The sequence below is a fragment of the Streptomyces sp. NPDC056061 genome (assembly GCF_042266885.1).
Taxonomy (GTDB): domain Bacteria; phylum Actinomycetota; class Actinomycetes; order Streptomycetales; family Streptomycetaceae; genus Streptomyces.
In genome coordinates, this window is the sequence record NZ_JBHJWQ010000001.1 from 883,713 (window position 1) to 903,403 (window position 19,691).

Consider the following 19,691-nt stretch of genomic DNA (forward strand, 5'->3'; position numbering starts at 1 on the left):
TGGGGCCGAGCGCGATGGGCGGCCCGGTCGATCGCGCCCGCCGCATCCGCTGCGGCGCGGGCGATCGCCGCACAGCACGCCGACAACGTCCCGGCGCACCTCCCTACGCGCCACCCGTCCCGTCGCACGGCCGGGACGGGTGGCTGCGTAGGTTGGGAGCGAGAGCACTTGTCGGTGGGTCTCGGCATCGCTCGGTGTCCGTAGAGCGCATGAAAGTCGATGGGAAGTAAGCGCATGAAAGTCGATGAGAAGTAGGAGCATGCGCTGTGGTGAGGTGCACCCGCTCCCTTATGGGGGCTGACGTCGGCACGTACGCTGCGATCATGGATGACCCCGTGCTCACCGCCCGCGAACTGGTGTGGGACCGATTTCCCGCCGCCCGCGCAGCCTTCCTCGCCGGCAGCGTGCTGACCGACCGCCGGACGCCCACGTCTGACCTGGACATCGTGGTCCTCCTGGATGGGCCGCCCGCCCCTAACCGGGAGAATCTGGTGTACCGCGGCTGGCCGGTGGAGCTGTTCGTGCAGACCGAGGCCGCCTGGCACAGCTTCGCCGACCAGGAGACCGCGAAGCGGAGTTCGCCGTTGCTTGCCATGTGTGCTGACGGCATGCTCCTGGTGGACACGGACGGGCTGGGCGCTTCGCTCCAGGACGAGGCGCGAAAGCGTTGGGCCGCGGGCCCGCCGCCGCTCTCGGACCGTGAGCGTGACTACCAGCGGTACATCCTGACCGACTTGCTCGATGACCTGCGTGGCTGCGCGGACCCTGCGGAGCGCGTGTACTTGGTCTCGCACATGCTGCAGCGTGCCTCGGAGCTGGTCCTGCTGGTCGGCGGGCACTGGCTCGGCGGAGGCAAGTGGTTGTCGCGGCGGCTGGCTGCGGCCGACCCTGGGGTGCACCGCGCGTTGTCCGAAGCTGCCGCGCAGGCGATCGCCGGGGATGCGAAGGTCTTCGCCGCGGTCGTGGCAGAGGTGCTGGACCAGTTTGGCGGCCCCCTGTGGGACGGGTATGCCATCCGGTGAGTCGGTGGGGCGCGATCACGCCACCACAGGGGCATGGCCGCGATCAGCCAGCTGAGGACTGTTGTTCTGCGCGGGCGTGGGTGGTGGCGAGGCGGCAGGAATCGGCGCCGGTCTCGATGATGTAGCCGTGCGATGTCGTGCTTCGCTCCGTGGGACGAACGCCTCCACCGCACCCCGGCCAGCCTGGATCCGGATGTCCTCACGGCGGCCAGCGACGTAGCCCCGGACCGTCTGGTACGAGATCTCGTTCGCGCCGTGCTCATCCAGCAGTCGCTCGAAGACCCGCTCTACCATGTGGCGCTGCTTGCGCGGCGCATCGAGGTCCGCCCGCAGTACCTGGTCGATCAACGGCTTGAACGGATTCAGCCGGGTCGCCCGCGACGGCAGCTTCCGCGACTCTGGCCAAGCCGACGACAACGCCTTCTGCACGGTCAGGAACCCGACGCCCTACTTCCGCTGGAGGGCACGGTTCGTCAGGTCCTGACGGCCATTACCGCGGATCGCCGCGTACAGATCGACCTCGGACTTCGGCAGCACCCCGGCCCCCTCGTCGTGCAGAATCCACGCCCATCGTTCGGGTTGACCGCCCGGTGCCCAGCCCGTAGCCGCACAGAGAAGGGGGACGAAGGCGGTACTCGCCGCAGCCACGCGGTAGCCGGTGAAGGGGGCGAGCAGCAAGGTGATCCCGATGTAGCCCGCTGTGTTGCGTCCCAGGACGACCGCGATCTCCTGTTGTGTCGTGAGGTAGATCAATCCGGTGACGGAGGCGCCGAACGCGGCTGCGGCCAGACCGCGCACGTCGTCGCCGCAGGCCCGTTCGACTGAGCTAGCCGCGCTCGGGTTCGTCGTGGATGGTCAATGCTCCGGCGAGGTCGAGGTCGGCGACAGTGCCGTGTGCCCCGGCGCGGACGAGCAGTACTGCGCCGAGCGCGGTGCTCCAGAACGTCCTGGCCTCCACGTCGAGCGGTCGACGGGCCCTCCAGCCGCGACTGTCGATGAGCTGGCTCGCGAAGCGCTCGGATTGCCGGAATAGCAACTGGAGGTGCTGGTCGACCACGGGGGCGAGTTCGGGCTTGGAGATCCCGGCGGCGAGTGCTCGCGCGACTGACGGGAGCGATGGCATGGCCGGTACGGCGCGGGCGATGTTGCGCCGAAATGTTGCCGCATCGGGGGCTTGGCGACCGATGCGCTCAATCCGTCGGGCGTCGTGCAGCAAGCCGAGAAAGGCGGCGTGCACGAGGAGCGAGTCCTTGGAGCCGAAGTAGTAGGTGACTTGATTGGGGAAGGCGCCTGCCGCGTTCGCGATCTCCGAGACGCTCACCTCAGCGCCGGACCGCTCCTTGCAGAGCCGTGCAGTTGCCTCAATCAGCCGTCGCCTCGTCGCGCGACCGCGGTCACGCGACCGAGCTGACGTTGATCGAGCTTCAGTTCGCTTCTTCTCCACACCCAAATTGTATGTGATACAAAAAGGCTGCTTGTTTGTATCGCATACAAGAAAGGTTGAGGGGCATGCACCGGACTGAAGTCGTCGTGACCGGACTCGGCGCGATCACACCACTCGGGGCAGACGTGGCGTCCACCTGGGACGCCCTGCTTGCCGGCGAGTCCGGCATCCGCGGCGGCGTCCTGCGCGGCCACGAGGACGTCGGCCTTCCCGACACCGTCGCGGGGACGATGGCGACCGACCCCGCCGAGTCGCTGCTGCCCGTACAGGCCAGGCGGCTCGACCGCTCGCAGCAGGCGGCCTTCGCTGCGGCGGCCGAAGCCTGGGCCGATGCCGGCGCCCCAGAGGTGGACCCGGACCGGCTGGCATCGGCGATCGGCACGGGCATCGGGGGCGTACAGACGCTGCTGAAGGAAGACGACGTACTGGAAGCGGCCGGGACCCGGCGCGTCTCGCCACGCACGGTCCCAATGCTCATGCCCAATGCGGCGGCGGCGCTGATCAGCATCGAATACGGTGCACGAGCCGGGGTCTACACGCCCGTCTCGGCGTGCTCTTCCGGTGCCGAGGCGATCGCCTTGGGGGCCAGGCTCATCCGTTCCGGCGAGGCGGACGTGGTGATCGCGGGCGGGACCGAGGCCGCGATCACACCGATCACCGTTGCCGGCTTCGCCCAGGCACAAGCACTGTCGCGGCATACCGTCGAACCCGCGTCTGCGTCCCGGCCGTTCGCCGCGGACCGCAGCGGCTTCGTCCTCAGTGAAGGCGCCGCTGTCGTGGTGCTCGAAAGCGCCGAGCATGCCAGCGCCCGAGGCGCGCGCGTCCACGCGGTGCTCGCGGGCGCCGGCATCGCCGCCGACGCTCATCACATCACGGCGCCGGCTGCCGACGGCTCCGGTCAGATCTCGGCCATGCGGAAGGCCCTCGCGCAAGCCGGTTTGGCTCCCGAGCAGATCAGCCATATCAACGCCCACGCCACCGGAACTCCGGTTGGCGACGTCGCCGAGGCGCGCGCGATCGGGGAGGTCTTCGGCCGCGCCACCGTGACAGCTCCCAAGGCGGCGCTCGGTCATCTCTTTGGCGCCGCTGGCGCGATCGAAGCGCTCATCGCCGTCCTCAGTGTGGAGCACGACGTCATCCCGCCGACCCGCAACATCACCGCGGCCGGCGTCGGTCCCGACATCGATCTCGATGTCGTCGCAGAGCGACGAGACGTCCCCCAGGAGGCCGTGCTCAGCAACTCCTTCGGCTTCGGTGGGCAGAACGTCTCACTCATCGTCACCGGCGCACGGCACTACGCGTCCCGTAATGCCCCGACCACAGCATGACCCACGCGAACGCACCGTTGTCCGTGGAGGGCCGCCGCCGATTGATCGAGCGTTGCAAGACACGTCCGCTTGCGCATGTAGCCGCAGAGATGGGAATTTCCCGAGCAACGGCGTCGAAGTGGGTGAACCGGCACCGGCGACACGGGGCGCCCGGTGGGCCAATCAGAGGGTGGCGGTGAGGAATGCGGTCCAGGCGGTGGGTGGGACGGTGAGGATGGGGCCGTTGGTGACCTTGGAGTCGCGGATGTGGACGGCGGCGGGGTGGGTGGCCACCTCGACGCAGTTGCCGCCCTGGCCGGTGCTGTGGCTGGACTTGTGCCAGTCGTAGGCGACTTCGAGGCATTCGCCGCCCTGGGGGCCGCTGTGGCTGGACTTGAACCAGGCGAGGGGGGTGTGGGGCATGGGGCTCTCCCAGCGGTGCATCCGGGGGTGGACGGGTGCTCGGGTGGGACCAGCATGCGGGGTTCGGCGGCGAGTGGGAAGCCTGCCGACACCTCGGCCCGGGGGATGGGCCGAGGGGGAGCGGAGGGACGGGGGCGTCGGGTCAGACGGTGGCGGCGAGGAATGCGGTCCAGGCGGTGGGTGGGACGGTGAGGACGGGGCCGTCGGTGACCTTGGAGTCGCGGATGTGGACGGCGGCGGGGTGGGTGGCCACCTCGACGCAGTCACCGCCCTGGCCGCTGCTGTGGCTGGACTTGTGCCAGTCGTAGGCGACTTCGAGGCAGTTGCCGCCCTGGCTGCTGCTGTAGCTGGACTTGAACCAGGCAAGGGCGGTGATGTGGGGAGCCGGGTGGGCTGCGCGGGTCATTTCTCTCCAAGCAGTTCGTCCAGTAGGCGCGCGCTCTTCTCGACGGAAAGCGCCTGCGAACGAAGCATCCCATAAATCTGCTGGAGCACACTGACGTCGTCGGGGTCGTCGTGCAGGTAGCTGGTCAGTTGCCCCTCGACATAGGCGAGATGGTCGTGGTCGGGGGTCTCCAGCAGCACCATGGGTCCGGCGAATCCCGCGTGCTTCGGCAGCTTCATCGGCATGATCTGGAGGCCCAGGAAGGGGCGGTCCATGCAGCGGCGCAGATGGCCGATCTGCCGCCGCATCATGGCGGGGTCGCCGATCTCGCTGCGCAGGATGCTCTCCTCCAGGATGAAGTGCACCATCGGGCGGGGCCTGCGCTCCAGGAGTCGCTGCCGGTCGAGCCGGGCGGCCACCCACTCCTCCAACTGGTCCTCTTCGAGGGGCGGGTAGAGGCAGGAGAAGACGAAGCGGGCGTACTCCTCGGTCTGGAGCAGGCCCGGTACCACCTGGTTCTCGTACGAGAGCAGGGTCAGCGCCTCCTGCTCGTAGTCGATGAGGTCCTGGACGAAGGCCGGGAAGCGTTCCTTCTTGGGGACCTTCTCCACCGCGACCTTCAATACCCCCTTGGTGTCGAGGATGTCGTCGAGCAGAATGGCGAAGTCGAGCTGGAGCGGGCGACGGCCCTGCTCGATCGACGAGATGGTGTCCTCGCCCACCTGGCACCGGGCGGCCAGCGCCGCCTGTGTCATCCGGGCCGCCTTGCGGAACGTCGCCACCTGGGCGCCGATGACGTGCCACGACGTGATCCGCTTGGTCCTCTTCGCTGCTTGCATGGATTGCCTCTCCCCGCTCCGTACCCGTACCGACCCGTCATGGGTCGTACATGCGCGATGTACTCTCGCACGCGCTGCTCAACACTAGTGACGTTGTGTGACCTTGGTGGAGTGAATCGAGCAACTCAACTCCCCCACATCCGCGAGACGTTCCGGCGCCGTGAACGGCGATCCGTGCCGCTCGTACGGCAGTTCGTGCGCTCCGCGCTCATCGACTGGGCGTGCGAGTCCCGTGTCGACGATGTATTGCTCTGCGTGAGCGAACTGGCCACCAACGCCCTGCTCCACGGCGTTCCCCCGGGGCGGGGGTACCTGGTCTGCATGCGGCTGGAGCCCGCCGACGGCGTGCTGCGCATCGAGGTCCACGACAGTGGCGACGGGGAGGTGCGCCCGGCCGCCCCGGTCGATCCGGAAGCGGCGGCCGACGCGGAGGGCGGGCGGGGGCTGCTGCTGGTGGCGGCGCTCGCCGACAAGTGGGGGGTGGGGGAGCGGAACCCCGGCAAGGTGGTGTGGTGTGAGTTCGAGGTGCCCCGGGGCGGGTTGTGCCCGGGGGCGGAGGGGGCGGCCGTCGTCGGGCGGTCCGCGTTGTTCCGGGAGAGGGCGGTCGGGCGGGTGGCCGGTCCGGCACCCGGGTGATCGAGTGATCTGCCGATCACCGGGTTGGAGGGGGAGGGGGCCCGGCCGGTGCGTGCGGGTGTTGTCGCGGCTGGTCAGGACAGGGCGCTGCGCAGGGCGTTGACGCGTGCGGCGCCCGCGTCGAAGGCGGTTCCGTCGAGTGTCCCGGCCGTCAGGGCCTCGCTCAGCGCGGTCACCGCCTCCTCCCCCTGGGCGGTGTCGCGGGCCGAGCACAGGATCAGGTCCATGCCTGCGGCGGCGGCCAGTACGGCGCGTTCCGCCGTGCCGCCGTAGGCCCGGAGCGCTCCGGCCTCCAGGGCGTCGGTGACCGTCACGCCCGGGAAGCCGAGCCGGTTCCGCAGCTCGCCGACCACGGTCGGGGACAGGCCCGCGGGCCGGTCGGCGTCCAGGGCCCGGTAGATCGCCCAGGACAGCATGACCAGCTTGGTCCCGGCCGCGATGGCAGCCCGGTACGGCACCTCGTCGACGCCGCGCAGGGTGGCTGCGGAGGTGGTGAGGGTGACGGGGCCCAGGTCGGTGTTCTGGCTCGCGGAGGCGGGGCCGAGGCCGGGGAAGTGCTTGGCGGTGGCCGCCACCCCGGCGTTCTGCTGTGCCGTGATGAAAGCCGAGCCGCAGACGCCGACCGCCGCCGGGTCCTTGCCGTACGACCGGCCGTACTGGTCGGTGAAATCTCCGGCCGTGCGGTACACGTCGAGGACCGGCGCCAGGTTGACGTTCATGCCGACGCCCGCGAGGTTCATGCCGGCCCCGCTGCCGGTGAACTCCGCCTGCCCCGCCGGGTCCGTGGAGGCGCCGACGTCCTTGGCGGACAGTACGGGCTCGCCGGGCAGGCGGCGCACCAGGCCGCCCTCCTGGTCGGTCATCAGGAGCAGTGGGGCCTTCACGGGGGCGGAGGCGTGCGCCTCGTTCATCTCCCGGATGACGCCCTCGATCTGGGCCAGGTTCTTGATGTTCTCGCCGAAGAAGATCACCCCGGCCGTACGGCCCTCGCTGATCGCGGTCAGCAGCCGGGCCGGAGGTGTGAGCCCCGGGTAGGAGTGGATGACGCACTGCCCGGCACGCTGCGCCGGGGTCAGGGCGGAGGAGGGGGAGCGCCACCCCTCGGGAAGCCGTACGGCCGCCTCCGTACGGGCCGCCGGTCCCAGCGCCAGTCCCAGTCCGCCGGCCAGGGCCGCCGTTCCGGCGAGCAGGGCGCCGCGCCTGCTGAGGGAGTGCGGTGTCGAGCTCATGGGGTGCTCCTTCGTGAACTGTTGTGGTGCCTGGCCGGACCGTTGGCCGGAACTCCGGGCCGGAGCAGGCTTGTTGGCCTGCTCCGGCCCGTGGTGCCGATCACGCTGCGGAGTCGGGACGCGATCCCCGGCGGCGGTGGTCAGCGTGCGCCGAAACCCGCTGTCACGGGGTGTTGTTGGCCAGGGCCAGCAGACGGGAGCGGTCGCCGCCGAAGCGGTCGCGGTCGACGTTCCCGGAGACGCCGCTCACCGAGCCGGTGGACGAGTACTGCCAGACGGTCCAGTACGGGAAGCCCTGCGGGATGCTGGGGTTGCCCGCGTCGGTCCAGTGGGCCACCCACAGCGGGCTCCTGGCGGACATGCCGGTCCAGCCGCCGGTGCAGGAGTTCCACCAGCTCGGGCTGGTGTAGATCACGACATCGCGGCCGGTGCGGGCCTTGTACGTGTTGTAGAAGTCGAGGATCCAGGACTGCATCGCCGCGGCCGTCTTGCCGTAGCAGCTGCCCTCGATGTCCAGCACGCCGGGGAGCGTCAGGTTGTCGCGCGACCAGGCGCCACCGTTGCCGGCGAAGAAGTTCGCCTGCGCCGCGCCGCCGGACACGTCGGGCCGCGCGAAGTGGTACGCGCCCCGGATCACGCCCGCGTTGTAGGCGCCCAGGTAGTTGGCGCTGAACGTGGGGTCCTTGTACGTGGTGCCCTCGGTCGCCTTCATCCAGGCGAACTCGATGCCCGCGCCGCGGACCGCGCTCCAGTTGATGCTGCCCTGCCAGCTGGAGACGTCCACACCGGCGGGGTTCGCCAGCAGGTTCGCGTCCGGCTTCGCGTCGAGATGCAGTTGCCGGGTGTCCGGCTTGAAGTCCTTGCTGTCCTGGACGTAGCCCACGCCCATGTAGCCCTTGCCCGACGGTACGGCACTGTCGGACGGCAGCGGCGCCGAGGAGGCGGTGCCCGACATCAGGCTGAGGGTCAGTGCGGCGCTCAGGCCGACAACGCCGGCCGCAGTGAGTCTTTGCTGTGCGGATTTCAGGGAAAGGCTCCGGGGGAACAAGGTTTCCTCCTGCTTGGTGGGGGGCGAGATGCAGTCGTGCCGAGTGGTCCTTCGGTGCGGTGGATCTCGGCGCGCCCCCGTGGGAGCGCGCGGCAATCGGAAAGGTCGGCGTGCGTCGTCCGGTCAGGAGGAGTCGGCCGCGCTCCCCTTCAGGGGATCTACGCGCGTCCGATTGACGCGAACACGACATAGTGAGCCATAGGAGTGTGCGCGTGGTAAACGGTTTTCCGTTTCGTTAGTGGTCTAGGCCAATCCGCGCTTCGGTGAGCTGCGGAAACGGATCGGCACCGGCGGAACTTTTTTCGCGTGGCGGGAATCGCGGGTGGCAGCCCGGTGAGTTGGCAGCCCGGTGAGGCCGCAGTCCGGTGAGGCGGCAGTCCGGTGAGGCGGCAGTCCGGTGAGGCGGCGGGGCGAGTTCTGCCCTTTCCGGCCGGGTGCCGTCGCGGGGCGAGATGGGCCGCGCACGGGTGAGCCGGTGGCCCGCTTTCCCCTGCCGCGGCGGGTACGTCTACGGTGCCGGCACCGTTGCCGAAGCCGCTGCCGATGCCACCGCCGGCTCCCGCGAGCTCCTCGCGAGACGCTGCCGGCGCGCCTCGTAGAGAACGACGGTGGCGGCGTTCGACGCGTTCAGGGAGCTGGCCGAGCCGGTCATCGGGATGCTGATCACGTGGTCGCAGAGGCTGCGCCAGGCGGTGCTGAGGCCCGTGGTCTCATTGCCGATCAGCAGCAGGACCGGCTGGGTCAGGTCGAATTCCGAGACATCGGCGTCCCCGTGCTCGTCCGTGCCGACAACGGCCACCGGCCTGCCCTGGGCGCGTTCCTGCCCCAGCCACTCCATGACCTCGTGGTGCGACGGACTGCGCACCACGGGCACGGCGAAGAAGGAACCCGTCGACGCACGAACGGACTTGGGGTCGTAGGGATCGGCGGCATGCCCCGTCACGACCAGCCCGTCGGCACCGAACGCGTCGGCCGACCGCGCGATGCTGCCGATGTTGCCGGGCTGCGTCGGCCGGTCGAAGAGCAGGCCGAGGAAGTCGTCGTGGACCTTGATCCGCGACAGGCTGTCCGGTGCCATCTCGACCACCGCCAGCACCTCCGCGGCCCCGGCGCCCTTCTCGCTGAGCTCGGCGAGCAACTGCGGTGCCACAGCCACGCGTTCCGCACCGGCACGGCGCAGTAGGTCCTCGGCCCATCGGGAGAGCGGGCGGTCGGCGTCGTACAGCAGGGAGCGAATCGTCCAGCCGTGGTCCACGGCCATGGTGATGGGGCGTACGCCCTGGGCCAGGAACTCCTTGGCGCGCCCGCGCTTCGTGCGGTTGCCGAGCAGGGTCTGCAGTTGCTGGAAACGGGCGTTACGGGTAGAGATCCGCTGTACTGCCACCCGTCCTCCAATTCGAAGATGATCGTTGCCGCATGTGTTCGCCCGCGCCCGTGGCCCTGTGAGCGGCGATGCCGCATGAATGACGGGCGAACCCGTGCCTGCGGACCCACATCCTCTCTCATCCCTTGCGTGCTGGGCCAGTTGAACCGGTTGGGCCAGTTGAACCGGTTGGGCCAGTTGGGCCAGTGGGGAGAGTCGGGCCGGGGAGCCGGACCGGCGCGGCCTACCGCTTCGTGCCGTGCGTGAGCTATCCCTGAAGTGGAGGCCCCGACGGGGCCGTACTTGTGGACGTATGAGGAGCCCTTGCCATGAACGACTGGTACGTGGACGACCGCTGCACCAACTGCGATGTCGCCCGGCAGTTCGCGCCCGAGCTGTTCGGGGAGGAGGAGGGGCGGTCGAAGGTCCTGCGCCAACCGAACGGCGCCGCGGAGAACCGGCGTTTACACGCCGCCGCCTTCGCCTGTCACACCCGCTCGATCCGGCCGGGGGCGGGGAAACTGGATCCGTCGCTCGACCCGTTTCCGATGGCGCTGGAAGACGGCCTGGAAGACGGATCGGAAGACGGCGCGAACGGAGACGCGAACGGAAACGCGAACGGAGATGTGAACGGTGGGGCGAAGGGGGACGTGCTGCTGTGCGGGCACAATTCCACGCACACCGCCGGGGCCAACTCCTACCTGCTCCGGCGGCCCTCCGGCACGGCCATGATGATCGACACCCCGCGCTGGAGCCCCGGGCTCGCGGAACGGTACACGGCGACGACCGGTCCCGTCACCGATGTGCTGCTGACCCACCGCGACCACGTCGCGCACGGGCGCCGTTACGCCGACCACTTCGGCGCCCGGATGTGGATCCACGAGGGCGATCTCGACGCGGCACCGGACGCGGACCAGGTGATCCGGGGGCTGGACCCCGTGGAGATCGGCGAGGGCGTCACGGCCCATCCGCTGCCCGGCCACACGAAGGGCAGCGTGCTCTACCTCGCGGACGACCGGTACTGCTTCAGCGGCGACAGCTTCTACTGGTCGCGCACGACCCGTGATCTGGAGGTCGTCGAGAGCGTGACCTGGTACTCCATCGAGGTACTGGCGGCCTCCCTGGCCAGGACCGCGGGGAAGCTGCGGTTCGAATGGGTGCTGCCCGGCCACGGGGACCGGCACCGGCTGGACGCCGACGAGATGTCCCGGCGACTGCACGCCCTGGCGGAGCGCGCGGCCCTTCTCCAGCCTCAGGAGGTCGACCTCACGGCCATCCGCTGGTGACGCGGGCCGCCGTGCGGACAGGTGCCCCGGGACGGCGAACCCCCGGTGACCGGAGAGCTCCGGAGAAGGGCCCGGGAGCAGCGGAAGTGCCGAGGCATCAGGCGGACGCCCGACCCGGCTGCCGGACATTGGTAGTGTCCACGGCATGTCTGCTGCTTCGTGCGCGGCCGCTTGTGCCGCGGTGACCAGGACGCCCCGCTAGCGGCGGGGCGTCCTACTCACCCACCCCTGAACGTCCAGTCGCTTCGTGATCCGACCGGAGCGGCACATTCGTGCTGCTCAGAGCTTTCTCCGAGCGACGGAGCACCTGATGTTCTCAGGCATCCTTTCTTCACGCGGGCACAGCCCGTCCCCCGTACGCGCATGGCTGGTGCTGTGCGCGGTGTCCATGTTGCAGTTCTTCATCGCGGTCGACGTCACCGTGGTCAACATCGCCCTGCCCTCGATCGGCAGCGACTTCGACGTCGACGGGCACGCCCTGACCTGGGTCGTGGTCGGGTACACGGTCACCGGCGGCGGAATGCTGATGCTCGGCGGCCGACTGGGCGACCTGCTCGGGCGGCGGCGCGTGCTGCTGCTCGGTACCGGGCTGTTCGGTATCGCGTCGCTGCTGGCAGGCGTGACTCCCACGTTCGCCCTGCTGGTGGTCGCGCGCATGGTGCAGGGCGCCGGCGAGGCCGTCGCGCTGCCTGCCGCGATGGCCACCATCGTTCTGCTGTTCCCCGAAGGCCCGCTCAGGACACGGGCATTGGGCGTGTGGGCGGCGGTGGCCAGCTGCGGTCTCGTGCTCGGATTCGTCCTGTCCGGGATCGTCACCGCCCACCTGGGGTGGCGATGGATCTTCTTGATCCCGGTCCCGTTCGTCCTGGTCGTACTGCTGGCCGCCGTCTTCCTGATCGAGAGCGACCGGCCCACGGCCGGGGACACCCCACCGCTGGACCTGCTCGGCGCGCTGCTGCTGACCGCCTGCCCGCTGCTGTTCACCTTCGGCGTGGTCGAGGCCGGTGAACCCGGAACGCCCGCATGGGTGGCCCCGGGGGCGCTGGCCGGGGCGGTGGCGTCCGGGGCGGGGTACGTGCGGGTCGAGGCACGTTCGCGCAATCCACTGCTGCCGCCGCGCTTCTTCGCCAACCGCACGCGTGTGGCGGCCAACCTGGCCACGATGCTGCTGAGCGGGGCGTTGTCGACCTCGTTCCTGCTGTTCACGTTCTACCTGCAGAACCGGTTGGGCATCGGCCCGTTGGGGGCGGGCCTGACGATGCTGCCCCTGGCGGTCTCGCTGATCGTGTTCTCCATGCTGGTGCCCGGTCTGCTGGGGCGCTGGGGAGCACGCGCGTGTGTGCTCGCGGGCCTGGGGTTCACCGCGGCGGCGATGGCCGCGATCGCGCTCGTCTCGGCACTGGGGACAGGCGGGATGTCGTTGATCCCGGCCATGCTCCTGATCTCGGCCGGGATGGGGTTCGGCATCGTGGGGCTGCAGTACGTCGCGGTCAGCGGCGTCACCGAGGACGACGCCGGGATCGCCTCGGGCGTCCAGCGCGCGGCTGACCAGTTGGGCGGTGCGGCCGGGGTGGCCGTCTGCGTCGGGATCGGGTTCGCTCCGAGCCTGCACTCCCACGACCCGTTCCTGGTCGCCACCCTGCTGGCCGCCGCGGGGCTCGTGACCGGTGCGGTCGTGGCCTGGCGCATGCCCGTGCCCCCGGCCGACCCGCAAGGCCGGGCCGGCTGACACCCGTCCCCGCCGGAGCGCGCCGCCCGACTGCCGAGGCGGCGCGCTCCGCCAAGACCGGCATCGAACGTTCCGCTTGGACTTACGCAACAAGGTTGTTGGACTGGCGCGCTCCGGGTCGTCGCAGGTCATTGACGGTGTCCGGTCACGGGGACTACGCAGAGCACATGTCGCGAAGATTTACTTCGGCGGGCGCCGTCGCCGCCGCCTCAGCAGCCGTCCTGGCGTTGATCGGGACCGCCCTCCCGGCTTCGGCCGCCGCCCCGTCGCCCGCCGAGGCCGAGTCGGCCGTGCTCGCGGACGCCCCCGTCATCCGGTCCGCGCAGCTCTCGGTCGCCGTCGCCGACGACTTCCCGCGCGTCCTGGCATACACCGACCAAAGCAGCGGCAACCGGCTGCTCGGCAGCACCCGGCCGGTCACCGCCGTCACCCTCAACGGCACCGCGCACCCGGTGAAGCTCAAGGGCTCGCCCCGGTTCACCGGCTCGGCCGCCCGCTACACGCTGGCCTTCCCCGACCTGCCCGGCGTCGAGATCGACGCCGCGCTCTCGGTCGCCGGACGCACCACCACCTTCGCGGTCACGGCAGTTCGCGACACCGCCGCGTTCCGGGTCGGCACCATCGACATACCGGGCCACGACCTGGTCTCCGTCGGCTCCACCGAAACCGGGGCCGCCACCGCCTTCACCCGGCTGGACAACGACGCCACCCGGACCGCCGACGTCTTCGCCCCGGTCACCGCGGACACCGCCGTCGACAAGGACCCGGTGGGGGCCACGTACGCGATCGTCAACACCGGTTCGCTCGCTGCGGCCGTCGAGTCCAACTCCTCGTACGACAAGCCCGCCGGGGCCACCGGCGGCGACCGGGCCCGCTTCTGGCACCAGGCCCGCAAGGCCGACGACGGCAGCATCCGGGTCGGCGTCCGGTCCGGGCAGTGGACCTACCGCGGTGAGGGGGCGCCGAAGCCGGAGAGCGGGGCCGACCTCCCCTGGGCGAAGGTCGTCGTCACCCCCGACGCCAACGGCGACCGGAAGGTCGACTGGCAGGACGGCGCCGTCGCGTTCCGCACCATCGGCGTCACCGCGCCCGGCAGCGAGGACACCCCGGACCGGGTGATCACCCACATCCCGTTCAACTTCGCCAGCCAGGCCACCCACCCCTTCCTGCGCACCCTCGACGACGTCAAACGGATCTCACTGTCGACCGACGGCCTCGGGCAGCTCGCCGTGCTCAAGGGCTACGCCTCCGAGGGGCACGACTCCGCCCACCCCGACTACGGAGGCGACTACAACAAGCGCGCCGGCGGGCTGGGAGACCTCAACGCCCTGCTGAAGAAAGGCAAGAAGTGGGGCGCCACCTTCGGCGTCCACGTCAACGCCACCGAGGCGTACCCGGAGGCCGAGGCGTTCGACGAGGAACTCGTCGACAAGACCAAACCCGGCTGGAACTGGCTCGGCCAGAGCTACTACATCGACCAGCGCCGCGACATCAACAGCGGTGATCTGGCCGCCCGCTTCCAGCAGTTGCGCGACGAGACCGACCGCAATCTGGACTTCCTCTACATCGACGTCTACCACACCCACGGCTGGATCGCCGACACAACGCTGCGGACCGTGCAGAAGCAGGGCTGGAACGTCGGCACCGAATGGGCCGACAAGTTCGAGCGCGGCTCGCTCTGGTCGCACTGGGCCAACGACCTGGACTACGGCGGCGCCACCAACAAGGGCCTCAACTCGAAGATCATCCGGTTCATCCGCAACGATGAGAAGGACGTCTGGAACAACGACCCGGTCCTCGGGCAGACCGCCATCGAGGAGTTCGAGGGCTGGACCGGCGAGACCGACTGGAACGCCTTCTACGACAACATCTGGCAGCGCGACCTGCCCGCCAAGTACCTCCAGCACCAGAAGATCACCCGCTGGGACGGGAACGACATCACCTTCACCGGTGGCGTCCGGGGCACGGTCGAGGACGGCAAGCGGACCTTCTACGACCACGGCCGCAAGGTGCTCAGCGGCACCGACTACCTGCTGCCCTGGGACGGCGGCAAGAAGCTGTACCACTACAGCGAGACGGGCGGCACCACCAGCTGGACCGTACCGTCCTCCGGGACGTACACCGTGTACGAGCTCACCGACAACGGCCGGGTGAGGACGGGAACGGTCAAGCCCGTCGGCGGGCGGATCACGCTCACTGCCGAGGCCGGACAGCCCTACGTCCTGTACCCGGGCGCGGCGCCGAAGGCCGCCGACCCGCGCTGGGGCGAGGGCACCCCGGTCGCCGACCCCGGCTTCGACGACACCCGGCTCGGCTCCTGGACGAAGACCGGGACCGTCACCCGCGACACCGACGGGCAGGGCCGCAACAGCGCTTCGCTGAACGGCGGTTCGGCCGCATCGCTGGCCCAGCGCGTCGACGGACTCACCCCCGGCAAGCGCTACAGCGCGTCCGCGCTGATCGAGGTCGAGCCCGGGAGGACCCGGCGCACCACGCTCTCGATCGGCGGGAAGTCCGTCGCCGTCGACCGCTCCACCGTCGAGGACCAGGTCGCCGCGTCCGACTGGCACGGCACGTACTTCCAGCGCGCCAAGGTGAACTTCACCGCGCCCGCCGACGGCCGGGCCACGATCCGCATCGACGCGGCGGGCGACTCCGCGGCCCGGGTCCGCGCCGACGACGTACGCATCGTCGCCAACGCCCCGGCGACCAGGAAGAACACCGTGGTGTACGAGGACTTCGAGGACGTCGACCAGGGCTGGGGCCCCTTCCTCAAGGGCGACGCGGGCGGCTCCACCGACCCCCGGACGGTCATCTCCCGGCTCCACGCCCCGTACACGCAGGCGGGCTGGAACGGAAAGCTCGTCGACGACGTGATCGGCGGCAAGGAGTCCCTCAAGGCCCACGAGGAGAACACCGGCCTCGTCTACCGCACCGCGCCCTGGACCGTGCCGATGACCGACGGCCACCGCTACACGGTCGAGTACGACTACCAGTCCAGCCACGCCGGTGCCTACGAATGGGTCGACGGCTACGACCGGATCACCGCCGACGGCAAGCCGCAGTCGGTCGAGACCCGGGCCACCCCGATCGGGCAGCAGCGCACCACCGGCCACTTCACCCAGACCGTCACCGCGGGCTGCGGCGACACCTGGACCGGGCTGCGCAAGCGGGGCGACGCCCCGGACGGCGCCGACTTCGTCCTCGACGCGTTCACCGTCACCGACCTCGGCCCGGCACCGGCCGGCGAGATCGCCGCCTGCGGCACGCTCACCGTCGACCCGGCGGCCGAGACCCTGGAGCCCGGCAGGGCCAACACCGTCCGGGCGAGCTTCACCAACCACGAGGCGACGGCCGCGAACGCCGTCTCACTCGGACTTGCCGTTCCCGGGGGCTGGACGGCCGAGCCGTCCGGTGCCGTCGACTTCGAGTCGGTCGCCGCGGGCGCGAAGGTCACCGGCAGCTGGCGGGTCACCCCGCCGGCCGACGCCGAGTACCGTGCGTACAGCCTGAGTTCGGAGGCGTCCTACACGGTCGGCGGGGCACGTCGCACGCTCGGCGCGCAGACCTCCGTCCGCACCCTGCCGCCGCCGCCCACCACCGACAGCTGGGCGAGCGACCTGGACTGGACGGTCGGCGAGAACGGCTGGGGCCCCGTCGAGCGCGACCGGTCCAACGGCGAACAGGGCAGCGGCGACGGCACCCCGCTGACCATCGGCGGCACCGTCTACACCAAGGGCCTCGGCACCCACGCCCCGGCGAAGATCCGGTACTACCTGGGTGGACGGTGCACCTCCTTCACCGCCGAGGTGGGCGTGGACGATGTCCAGACGTCGCGCGGCAGTGTGCGGTTCGGCGTCGTCGCCGACGGCACCGAGAAAGTGAAGTCACCGGTCCTGAAGGCCGCCGACAGCGCCTGGAAGCTCACCGCCGACATCACCGGCGCGGCCTACGTCGACCTGATCGTCGACGACGGCGGCGACGGCAACGGCAACGACCACGCGGACTGGGGCAACGCCCGCTTCCACTGCGGAGGTTGAGACGAAGGGGCGCGGAAACGGGTACCTGCTCCGGGGCGGGTACCCGCCCCGCGCCCCGTACCCCCGCGCCCTTCCCACTCCTTGCCCCACCCCTCGTCCCGCCCCCGGGACGAACACCCCCGACGAATCGGAGCCGCACATGCCGCACTCGCCCGTATGGTCTCGCCGCACCCTGCTCACCGTCTCGGCCGCCGCGGCCCTGACGGTCTCCCTCCCCGGAGCGGCGACAGCCGGGACCACCGCCGAAGGCCCCGGGCCGACCCCCGCCGCCGACGCGTTCGACGTACTGCGCCGACGGTGGAACGACATCACGCTCGGCACCGGCTTCGACGCGGGCGCCGAACCCTACGCCTCCCGCCTCGCCGGCATCGGCACCCGGGCCCGCGAGTACCGGGCGACGATGAGCCCGGCGCCCGGCTCGCTGTGGCCCGGCGTCCCGTACGACCCGCCGTCCGGCATCACCCAGGGCTACAGCAGGCTGTGGACGATGACCCAGGCGTGGGCCCAGCCCGGAACCGGCTCCACCGGCGACGCGGGCCTGCTCGCCGACATCGTCCGCGGCTACGACCATCTCGCCGCGACGGCCTACCACGTCACCGTCACCCCCTACGGCAACTGGTGGGAGTGGCAGATCGGCAGCCCGCGCATCCTCATGGACATCACCGCCGTCCTGTACGAGCAGCTGGGCGCGGCCCGTGTCGAGGCGGCCTGCGCCGCCGTCGACCACTTCATCCCGGACAGCGTGCTCCGCGACTACAGCGGCACCTCCACCGGCGCCAACCGCGTCGACCTGTGCCGCTCCGTCACCCTGCGCGGCGTCCTCGGGCGGGCTCCCGAGAAGATCGCGCTGGCCCGCGACGCCCTGTCGCCGGTCTTCCCGTACGTCACCCAGGGGGACGGGCTCCACGCCGACGGGTCGTTCATCCAGCACACCACCATCGCCTACTCCGGCACCTACGGCCAGGTCATGCTCGACGGGCTCGGCCGCCTCTTCGCCCTCCTCGCCGGATCGACCTGGGAGGTCACCGACCCGAACCGGCAGATCATCCTCGACAGTGTCGAACGGGCCTACGCCCCGCTGATCTACAACGGGCTCGTCATGGACAGCGTCAACGGCCGGGCCGTCAGCCGCGGTCTGGCGCAGAACGACGACCTCCACGTCCTGCGCGGCGACCACTTCCACGGGCAGGGCATCATCGCGGGCGTCGCCCTGCTCGCCCAGGGCGCCACGGCCGCCGAACGCGACCGCTGGCACGGCATGATCAAGGGCTGGATCGCCCGCGACCGGACCAGCCCCGTCCTCACCGCCCCGCAGTTCGGCATCGCGGACCTGGCCCGGCTGCACGCCGTCCAGGCCACCGCCGTGCCCGCCGCCCCCGAACCGGTCGGCCACCACCTCTTCGCCGCGATGGCCCGCGCCGTGCACCGCCGTCCCACCTGGGCCGCGGGCCTGTCCATGGCCTCCGACCGCATCTCGTACTACGAATGTGGCAACGGCGAGAACCCGCGCGGCTGGCACACCGGCGCGGGAATGCTCTACTGGTGGCCCGGCGAGCGCCACAACGACCAGTACACCGACTGGTTCTGGCCGACCGTCGACCCCTACCGGCTGCCCGGCACCACCGTGTCGACCAAGCGGCTCGCGGACCGGGCGGGCGGCGAGTGGGGCGCGGCCAAGCCCGCCGCGCGCTGGGTGGGCGGCGCCACCGACGGTGAGTTCGCCGCGGTCGGCCAGCACCTCAAGGGCCTCGGTTCGACCCTGGAGGCCCGCAAGTCGTGGTTCTGCCTCGCCGACACCGTCGTCTGCCTCGGCGCGGGCATCACCTGCACCGACACGACCGCCGTCGAGACGATCGTCGACAACCGGCTCCTCGGCGAGAACGGCACCGCCGCGTTCACCGCGGACACCGGCACCGCACCCCGCTGGGCCCATCTGGAGGGCCACGGCGGCTGGGTCTTCCCCGGCGGGGCCACCGGCCTGCACACCCTGAGCGAGGACCGCACCGGTGCCTGGTCCGACATCAACACCACGAGCTCCACCGAGCGGCGTACCCGCCGCTACCGGACGCTCTGGCTCGACCACGGCACCGACCCGGTGGACGCCGACTACGCCTACCTGCTGATGCCCGGCGCCGACCGCCGCGCCGTCACCGTCCGCGCGGCCGACCGGCAGTGGCTGTCCGTCCTCGCCAACACCTCCGCGGTCCAGGCCGTCTCCGTCCGCGCGCTCGGCGTCACCGCCGCCAACTTCTGGCAGCCGGGCACGGCGGGACCGCTGTCCGCCACGGCCCCGGCGAGCGTCCTCGTACGGCAGCGGCGCGGGACGACGACGTTGTGCGTGAGCGGGCCGGACCGCGGCGGCGCGCCGGTGGACCTCACCTGGGACCGGCCGGTGCACGCGGTCGTCTCCGCCGACCCCGGCATCGAGGTGCTCGCCACCGGCCGGCGTCTGGTGCTGAGGGTCCGGCCCGGCACGGAGGGGGCGACGCTGAGGTGTGAGCTCCGGTAGGACGGCCCGGTCGGTCACACGGCGGGGGCGGGGCCCTGCCGGCCCCGCCGGGCACGGGGCGGCAGCGGCTTTCCCCGGGCTCTCGGCGTGCGGGGGGGGGCCGGGCGCGGCCCCGCCCCCCGCACGCCGACGTGTGACCGACCTCCCACCGGGCCGACGAGGGGAGTGGGCGCGGGGCCGGGGTATTCTCACCGGACTCCGCAGTGCACCGTCGGCCGGTCCACCGACCACCGGGTGCCACTCTGCCGGACGCCTCCGAAACCGTGCCCGCCGTCGTGCGGGACACCTTCCACGAGGCGGTCCGGCCGCCCGCCGCCCACCCCCGCGGCCCCGCACGCGACCGACTCGCGGATGTCCGGAAGGGCCGGGACACCCGACCGGACCACACTCCGAGGCTGACAGCAATGTGCACCGGACCCCAGTCACCCCCT

15 protein-coding genes and 2 pseudogenes are annotated in these 19,691 nt (G+C 70.9%); 8 read left to right on the plus strand and 9 right to left on the minus strand.

Going from position 1 to position 19,691, the window contains the following annotated elements; translation table 11 throughout:
• Nucleotides 1-323 precede the first annotated feature (323 nt).
• Nucleotides 324-1,022, plus strand: coding sequence for a nucleotidyltransferase domain-containing protein (locus ACFC79_RS03775; RefSeq protein WP_376234714.1), 699 nt, complete (start codon nt 324-326; stop codon nt 1,020-1,022).
• A gap of 15 nt (nt 1,023-1,037) precedes the next feature.
• On the opposite strand, the gene ACFC79_RS03780 is transcribed toward ACFC79_RS03775, so the two are convergent.
• From ACFC79_RS03780 to ACFC79_RS03790, 3 genes are read right to left on the minus strand one after another with little or no spacing between them, the layout of a single operon-like run.
• The gene (locus ACFC79_RS03780; protein ID WP_376234716.1) at nt 1,038-1,451 is read right to left on the minus strand and encodes a hypothetical protein; all 414 of its coding nucleotides are present in this window, start codon (nt 1,449-1,451) and stop codon (nt 1,038-1,040) included.
• Nucleotides 1,452-1,469: 18 nt separating this feature from the next.
• The gene (locus ACFC79_RS03785; RefSeq protein WP_376234718.1) at nt 1,470-1,820 is read right to left on the minus strand and encodes a hypothetical protein; all 351 of its coding nucleotides are present in this window, start codon (nt 1,818-1,820) and stop codon (nt 1,470-1,472) included.
• Nucleotides 1,821-1,848: 28 nt separating this feature from the next.
• Nucleotides 1,849-2,466, minus strand: a complete 618-nt coding sequence (locus tag ACFC79_RS03790) for a TetR/AcrR family transcriptional regulator C-terminal domain-containing protein (RefSeq protein WP_376234720.1) — start codon at nt 2,464-2,466, stop codon at nt 1,849-1,851.
• A gap of 65 nt (nt 2,467-2,531) precedes the next feature.
• Here ACFC79_RS03790 and ACFC79_RS03795 point away from each other — a divergent pair, with 65 nt between their 5' ends.
• Both ACFC79_RS03795 and ACFC79_RS03800 read left to right on the plus strand, forming a co-directional pair.
• On the plus strand, nt 2,532-3,794 hold the full coding sequence (locus ACFC79_RS03795; protein WP_376234722.1) for a beta-ketoacyl-[acyl-carrier-protein] synthase family protein: 1,263 nt from the start codon (nt 2,532-2,534) through the stop codon (nt 3,792-3,794).
• Nucleotides 3,791-3,949 (plus strand): annotated as a pseudogene (locus ACFC79_RS03800) (helix-turn-helix domain-containing protein); the annotation flags it as partial. The gene ACFC79_RS03795 and the pseudogene ACFC79_RS03800, both read left to right, overlap by 4 nt.
• A 7-nt stretch (nt 3,950-3,956) precedes the next feature.
• Here ACFC79_RS03800 and ACFC79_RS03805 read toward each other — a convergent pair.
• The 3 genes from ACFC79_RS03805 to ACFC79_RS03815 form a co-directional block, all read right to left on the minus strand.
• Nucleotides 3,957-4,196, minus strand: coding sequence for a DUF397 domain-containing protein (locus ACFC79_RS03805; RefSeq protein WP_376234725.1), 240 nt, complete (start codon nt 4,194-4,196; stop codon nt 3,957-3,959).
• Between the two features lie 142 nt (nt 4,197-4,338).
• Entirely contained in the window at nt 4,339-4,602 is a 264-nt protein-coding gene (locus ACFC79_RS03810; RefSeq protein ID WP_376234728.1) for a DUF397 domain-containing protein, read from the minus strand.
• Complete coding sequence (locus ACFC79_RS03815) at nt 4,599-5,420, minus strand: Scr1 family TA system antitoxin-like transcriptional regulator (RefSeq protein WP_376234731.1); 822 nt, start codon at nt 5,418-5,420, stop codon at nt 4,599-4,601. The genes ACFC79_RS03810 and ACFC79_RS03815 overlap by 4 nt, the downstream gene beginning before the upstream one ends.
• Before the next feature lie 111 nt (nt 5,421-5,531).
• On the opposite strand from ACFC79_RS03815, the pseudogene ACFC79_RS03820 reads away from it, so the two are divergent.
• A pseudogene (locus ACFC79_RS03820) lies at nt 5,532-5,948 on the plus strand (ATP-binding protein); the annotation flags it as partial.
• A gap of 182 nt (nt 5,949-6,130) precedes the next feature.
• Here the strand turns inward: ACFC79_RS03820 and ACFC79_RS03825 are convergent.
• From ACFC79_RS03825 to ACFC79_RS03835, 3 genes are all read right to left on the minus strand, one after another.
• Nucleotides 6,131-7,285, minus strand: coding sequence for a glycoside hydrolase family 3 N-terminal domain-containing protein (locus ACFC79_RS03825; RefSeq protein ID WP_376234733.1), 1,155 nt, complete (start codon nt 7,283-7,285; stop codon nt 6,131-6,133).
• A 163-nt stretch (nt 7,286-7,448) separates the two neighbouring features.
• The gene (locus ACFC79_RS03830; protein ID WP_376234735.1) at nt 7,449-8,240 is read right to left on the minus strand and encodes a GH25 family lysozyme; all 792 of its coding nucleotides are present in this window, start codon (nt 8,238-8,240) and stop codon (nt 7,449-7,451) included.
• Between the two features lie 601 nt (nt 8,241-8,841).
• The gene (locus ACFC79_RS03835) at nt 8,842-9,717 is read right to left on the minus strand and encodes an RNA methyltransferase (protein ID WP_376234737.1); all 876 of its coding nucleotides are present in this window, start codon (nt 9,715-9,717) and stop codon (nt 8,842-8,844) included.
• A gap of 308 nt (nt 9,718-10,025) precedes the next feature.
• Between ACFC79_RS03835 and ACFC79_RS03840 the strand changes: the two genes are divergently transcribed.
• The 4 genes from ACFC79_RS03840 to ACFC79_RS03855 all read left to right on the plus strand — a co-directional run bounded on the left by ACFC79_RS03840 (nt 10,026) and on the right by ACFC79_RS03855 (nt 19,260).
• Nucleotides 10,026-10,982, plus strand: coding sequence for an MBL fold metallo-hydrolase (locus ACFC79_RS03840; protein ID WP_376234740.1), 957 nt, complete (start codon nt 10,026-10,028; stop codon nt 10,980-10,982).
• A 382-nt stretch (nt 10,983-11,364) separates the two neighbouring features.
• On the plus strand, nt 11,365-12,711 hold the full coding sequence (locus ACFC79_RS03845) for an MFS transporter (protein ID WP_376234925.1): 1,347 nt from the start codon (nt 11,365-11,367) through the stop codon (nt 12,709-12,711).
• A 167-nt stretch (nt 12,712-12,878) separates the two neighbouring features.
• Complete coding sequence (locus ACFC79_RS03850; protein WP_376234742.1) at nt 12,879-16,751, plus strand: endo-alpha-N-acetylgalactosaminidase family protein; 3,873 nt, start codon at nt 12,879-12,881, stop codon at nt 16,749-16,751.
• A 139-nt stretch (nt 16,752-16,890) separates the two neighbouring features.
• Nucleotides 16,891-19,260 carry a polysaccharide lyase 8 family protein gene (locus tag ACFC79_RS03855; RefSeq protein ID WP_376234745.1) on the plus strand — a complete coding sequence of 790 codons (2,370 nt, stop codon included), beginning with the start codon at nt 16,891-16,893 and terminating at the stop codon, nt 19,258-19,260.
• The last annotated feature ends 431 nt before the right edge of the window (nt 19,261-19,691 follow it).

Excerpts from the sequence above, each read along its gene's own strand:
- ACFC79_RS03840 (WP_376234740.1), top strand. The coding sequence starts at position 10,026 with ATGAACGACTGGTACGTGGACGACCGCTGCACCAACTGCGATGTCGCC.
- ACFC79_RS03830 (WP_376234735.1), bottom strand. The coding sequence starts at position 8,240 with ATGTCGGGCACCGCCTCCTCGGCGCCGCTGCCGTCCGACAGTGCCGTA.
- ACFC79_RS03775 (WP_376234714.1), top strand. The coding sequence starts at position 324 with ATGGATGACCCCGTGCTCACCGCCCGCGAACTGGTGTGGGACCGATTT.
- ACFC79_RS03815 (WP_376234731.1), bottom strand. The coding sequence starts at position 5,420 with ATGCAAGCAGCGAAGAGGACCAAGCGGATCACGTCGTGGCACGTCATC.
- ACFC79_RS03795 (WP_376234722.1), top strand. The coding sequence starts at position 2,532 with ATGCACCGGACTGAAGTCGTCGTGACCGGACTCGGCGCGATCACACCA.
- ACFC79_RS03825 (WP_376234733.1), bottom strand. The coding sequence starts at position 7,285 with ATGAGCTCGACACCGCACTCCCTCAGCAGGCGCGGCGCCCTGCTCGCC.
- ACFC79_RS03850 (WP_376234742.1), top strand. The coding sequence starts at position 12,879 with ATGTCGCGAAGATTTACTTCGGCGGGCGCCGTCGCCGCCGCCTCAGCA.
- ACFC79_RS03855 (WP_376234745.1), top strand. The coding sequence starts at position 16,891 with ATGCCGCACTCGCCCGTATGGTCTCGCCGCACCCTGCTCACCGTCTCG.
- ACFC79_RS03805 (WP_376234725.1), bottom strand. The coding sequence starts at position 4,196 with ATGCCCCACACCCCCCTCGCCTGGTTCAAGTCCAGCCACAGCGGCCCC.
- ACFC79_RS03810 (WP_376234728.1), bottom strand. The coding sequence starts at position 4,602 with ATGACCCGCGCAGCCCACCCGGCTCCCCACATCACCGCCCTTGCCTGG.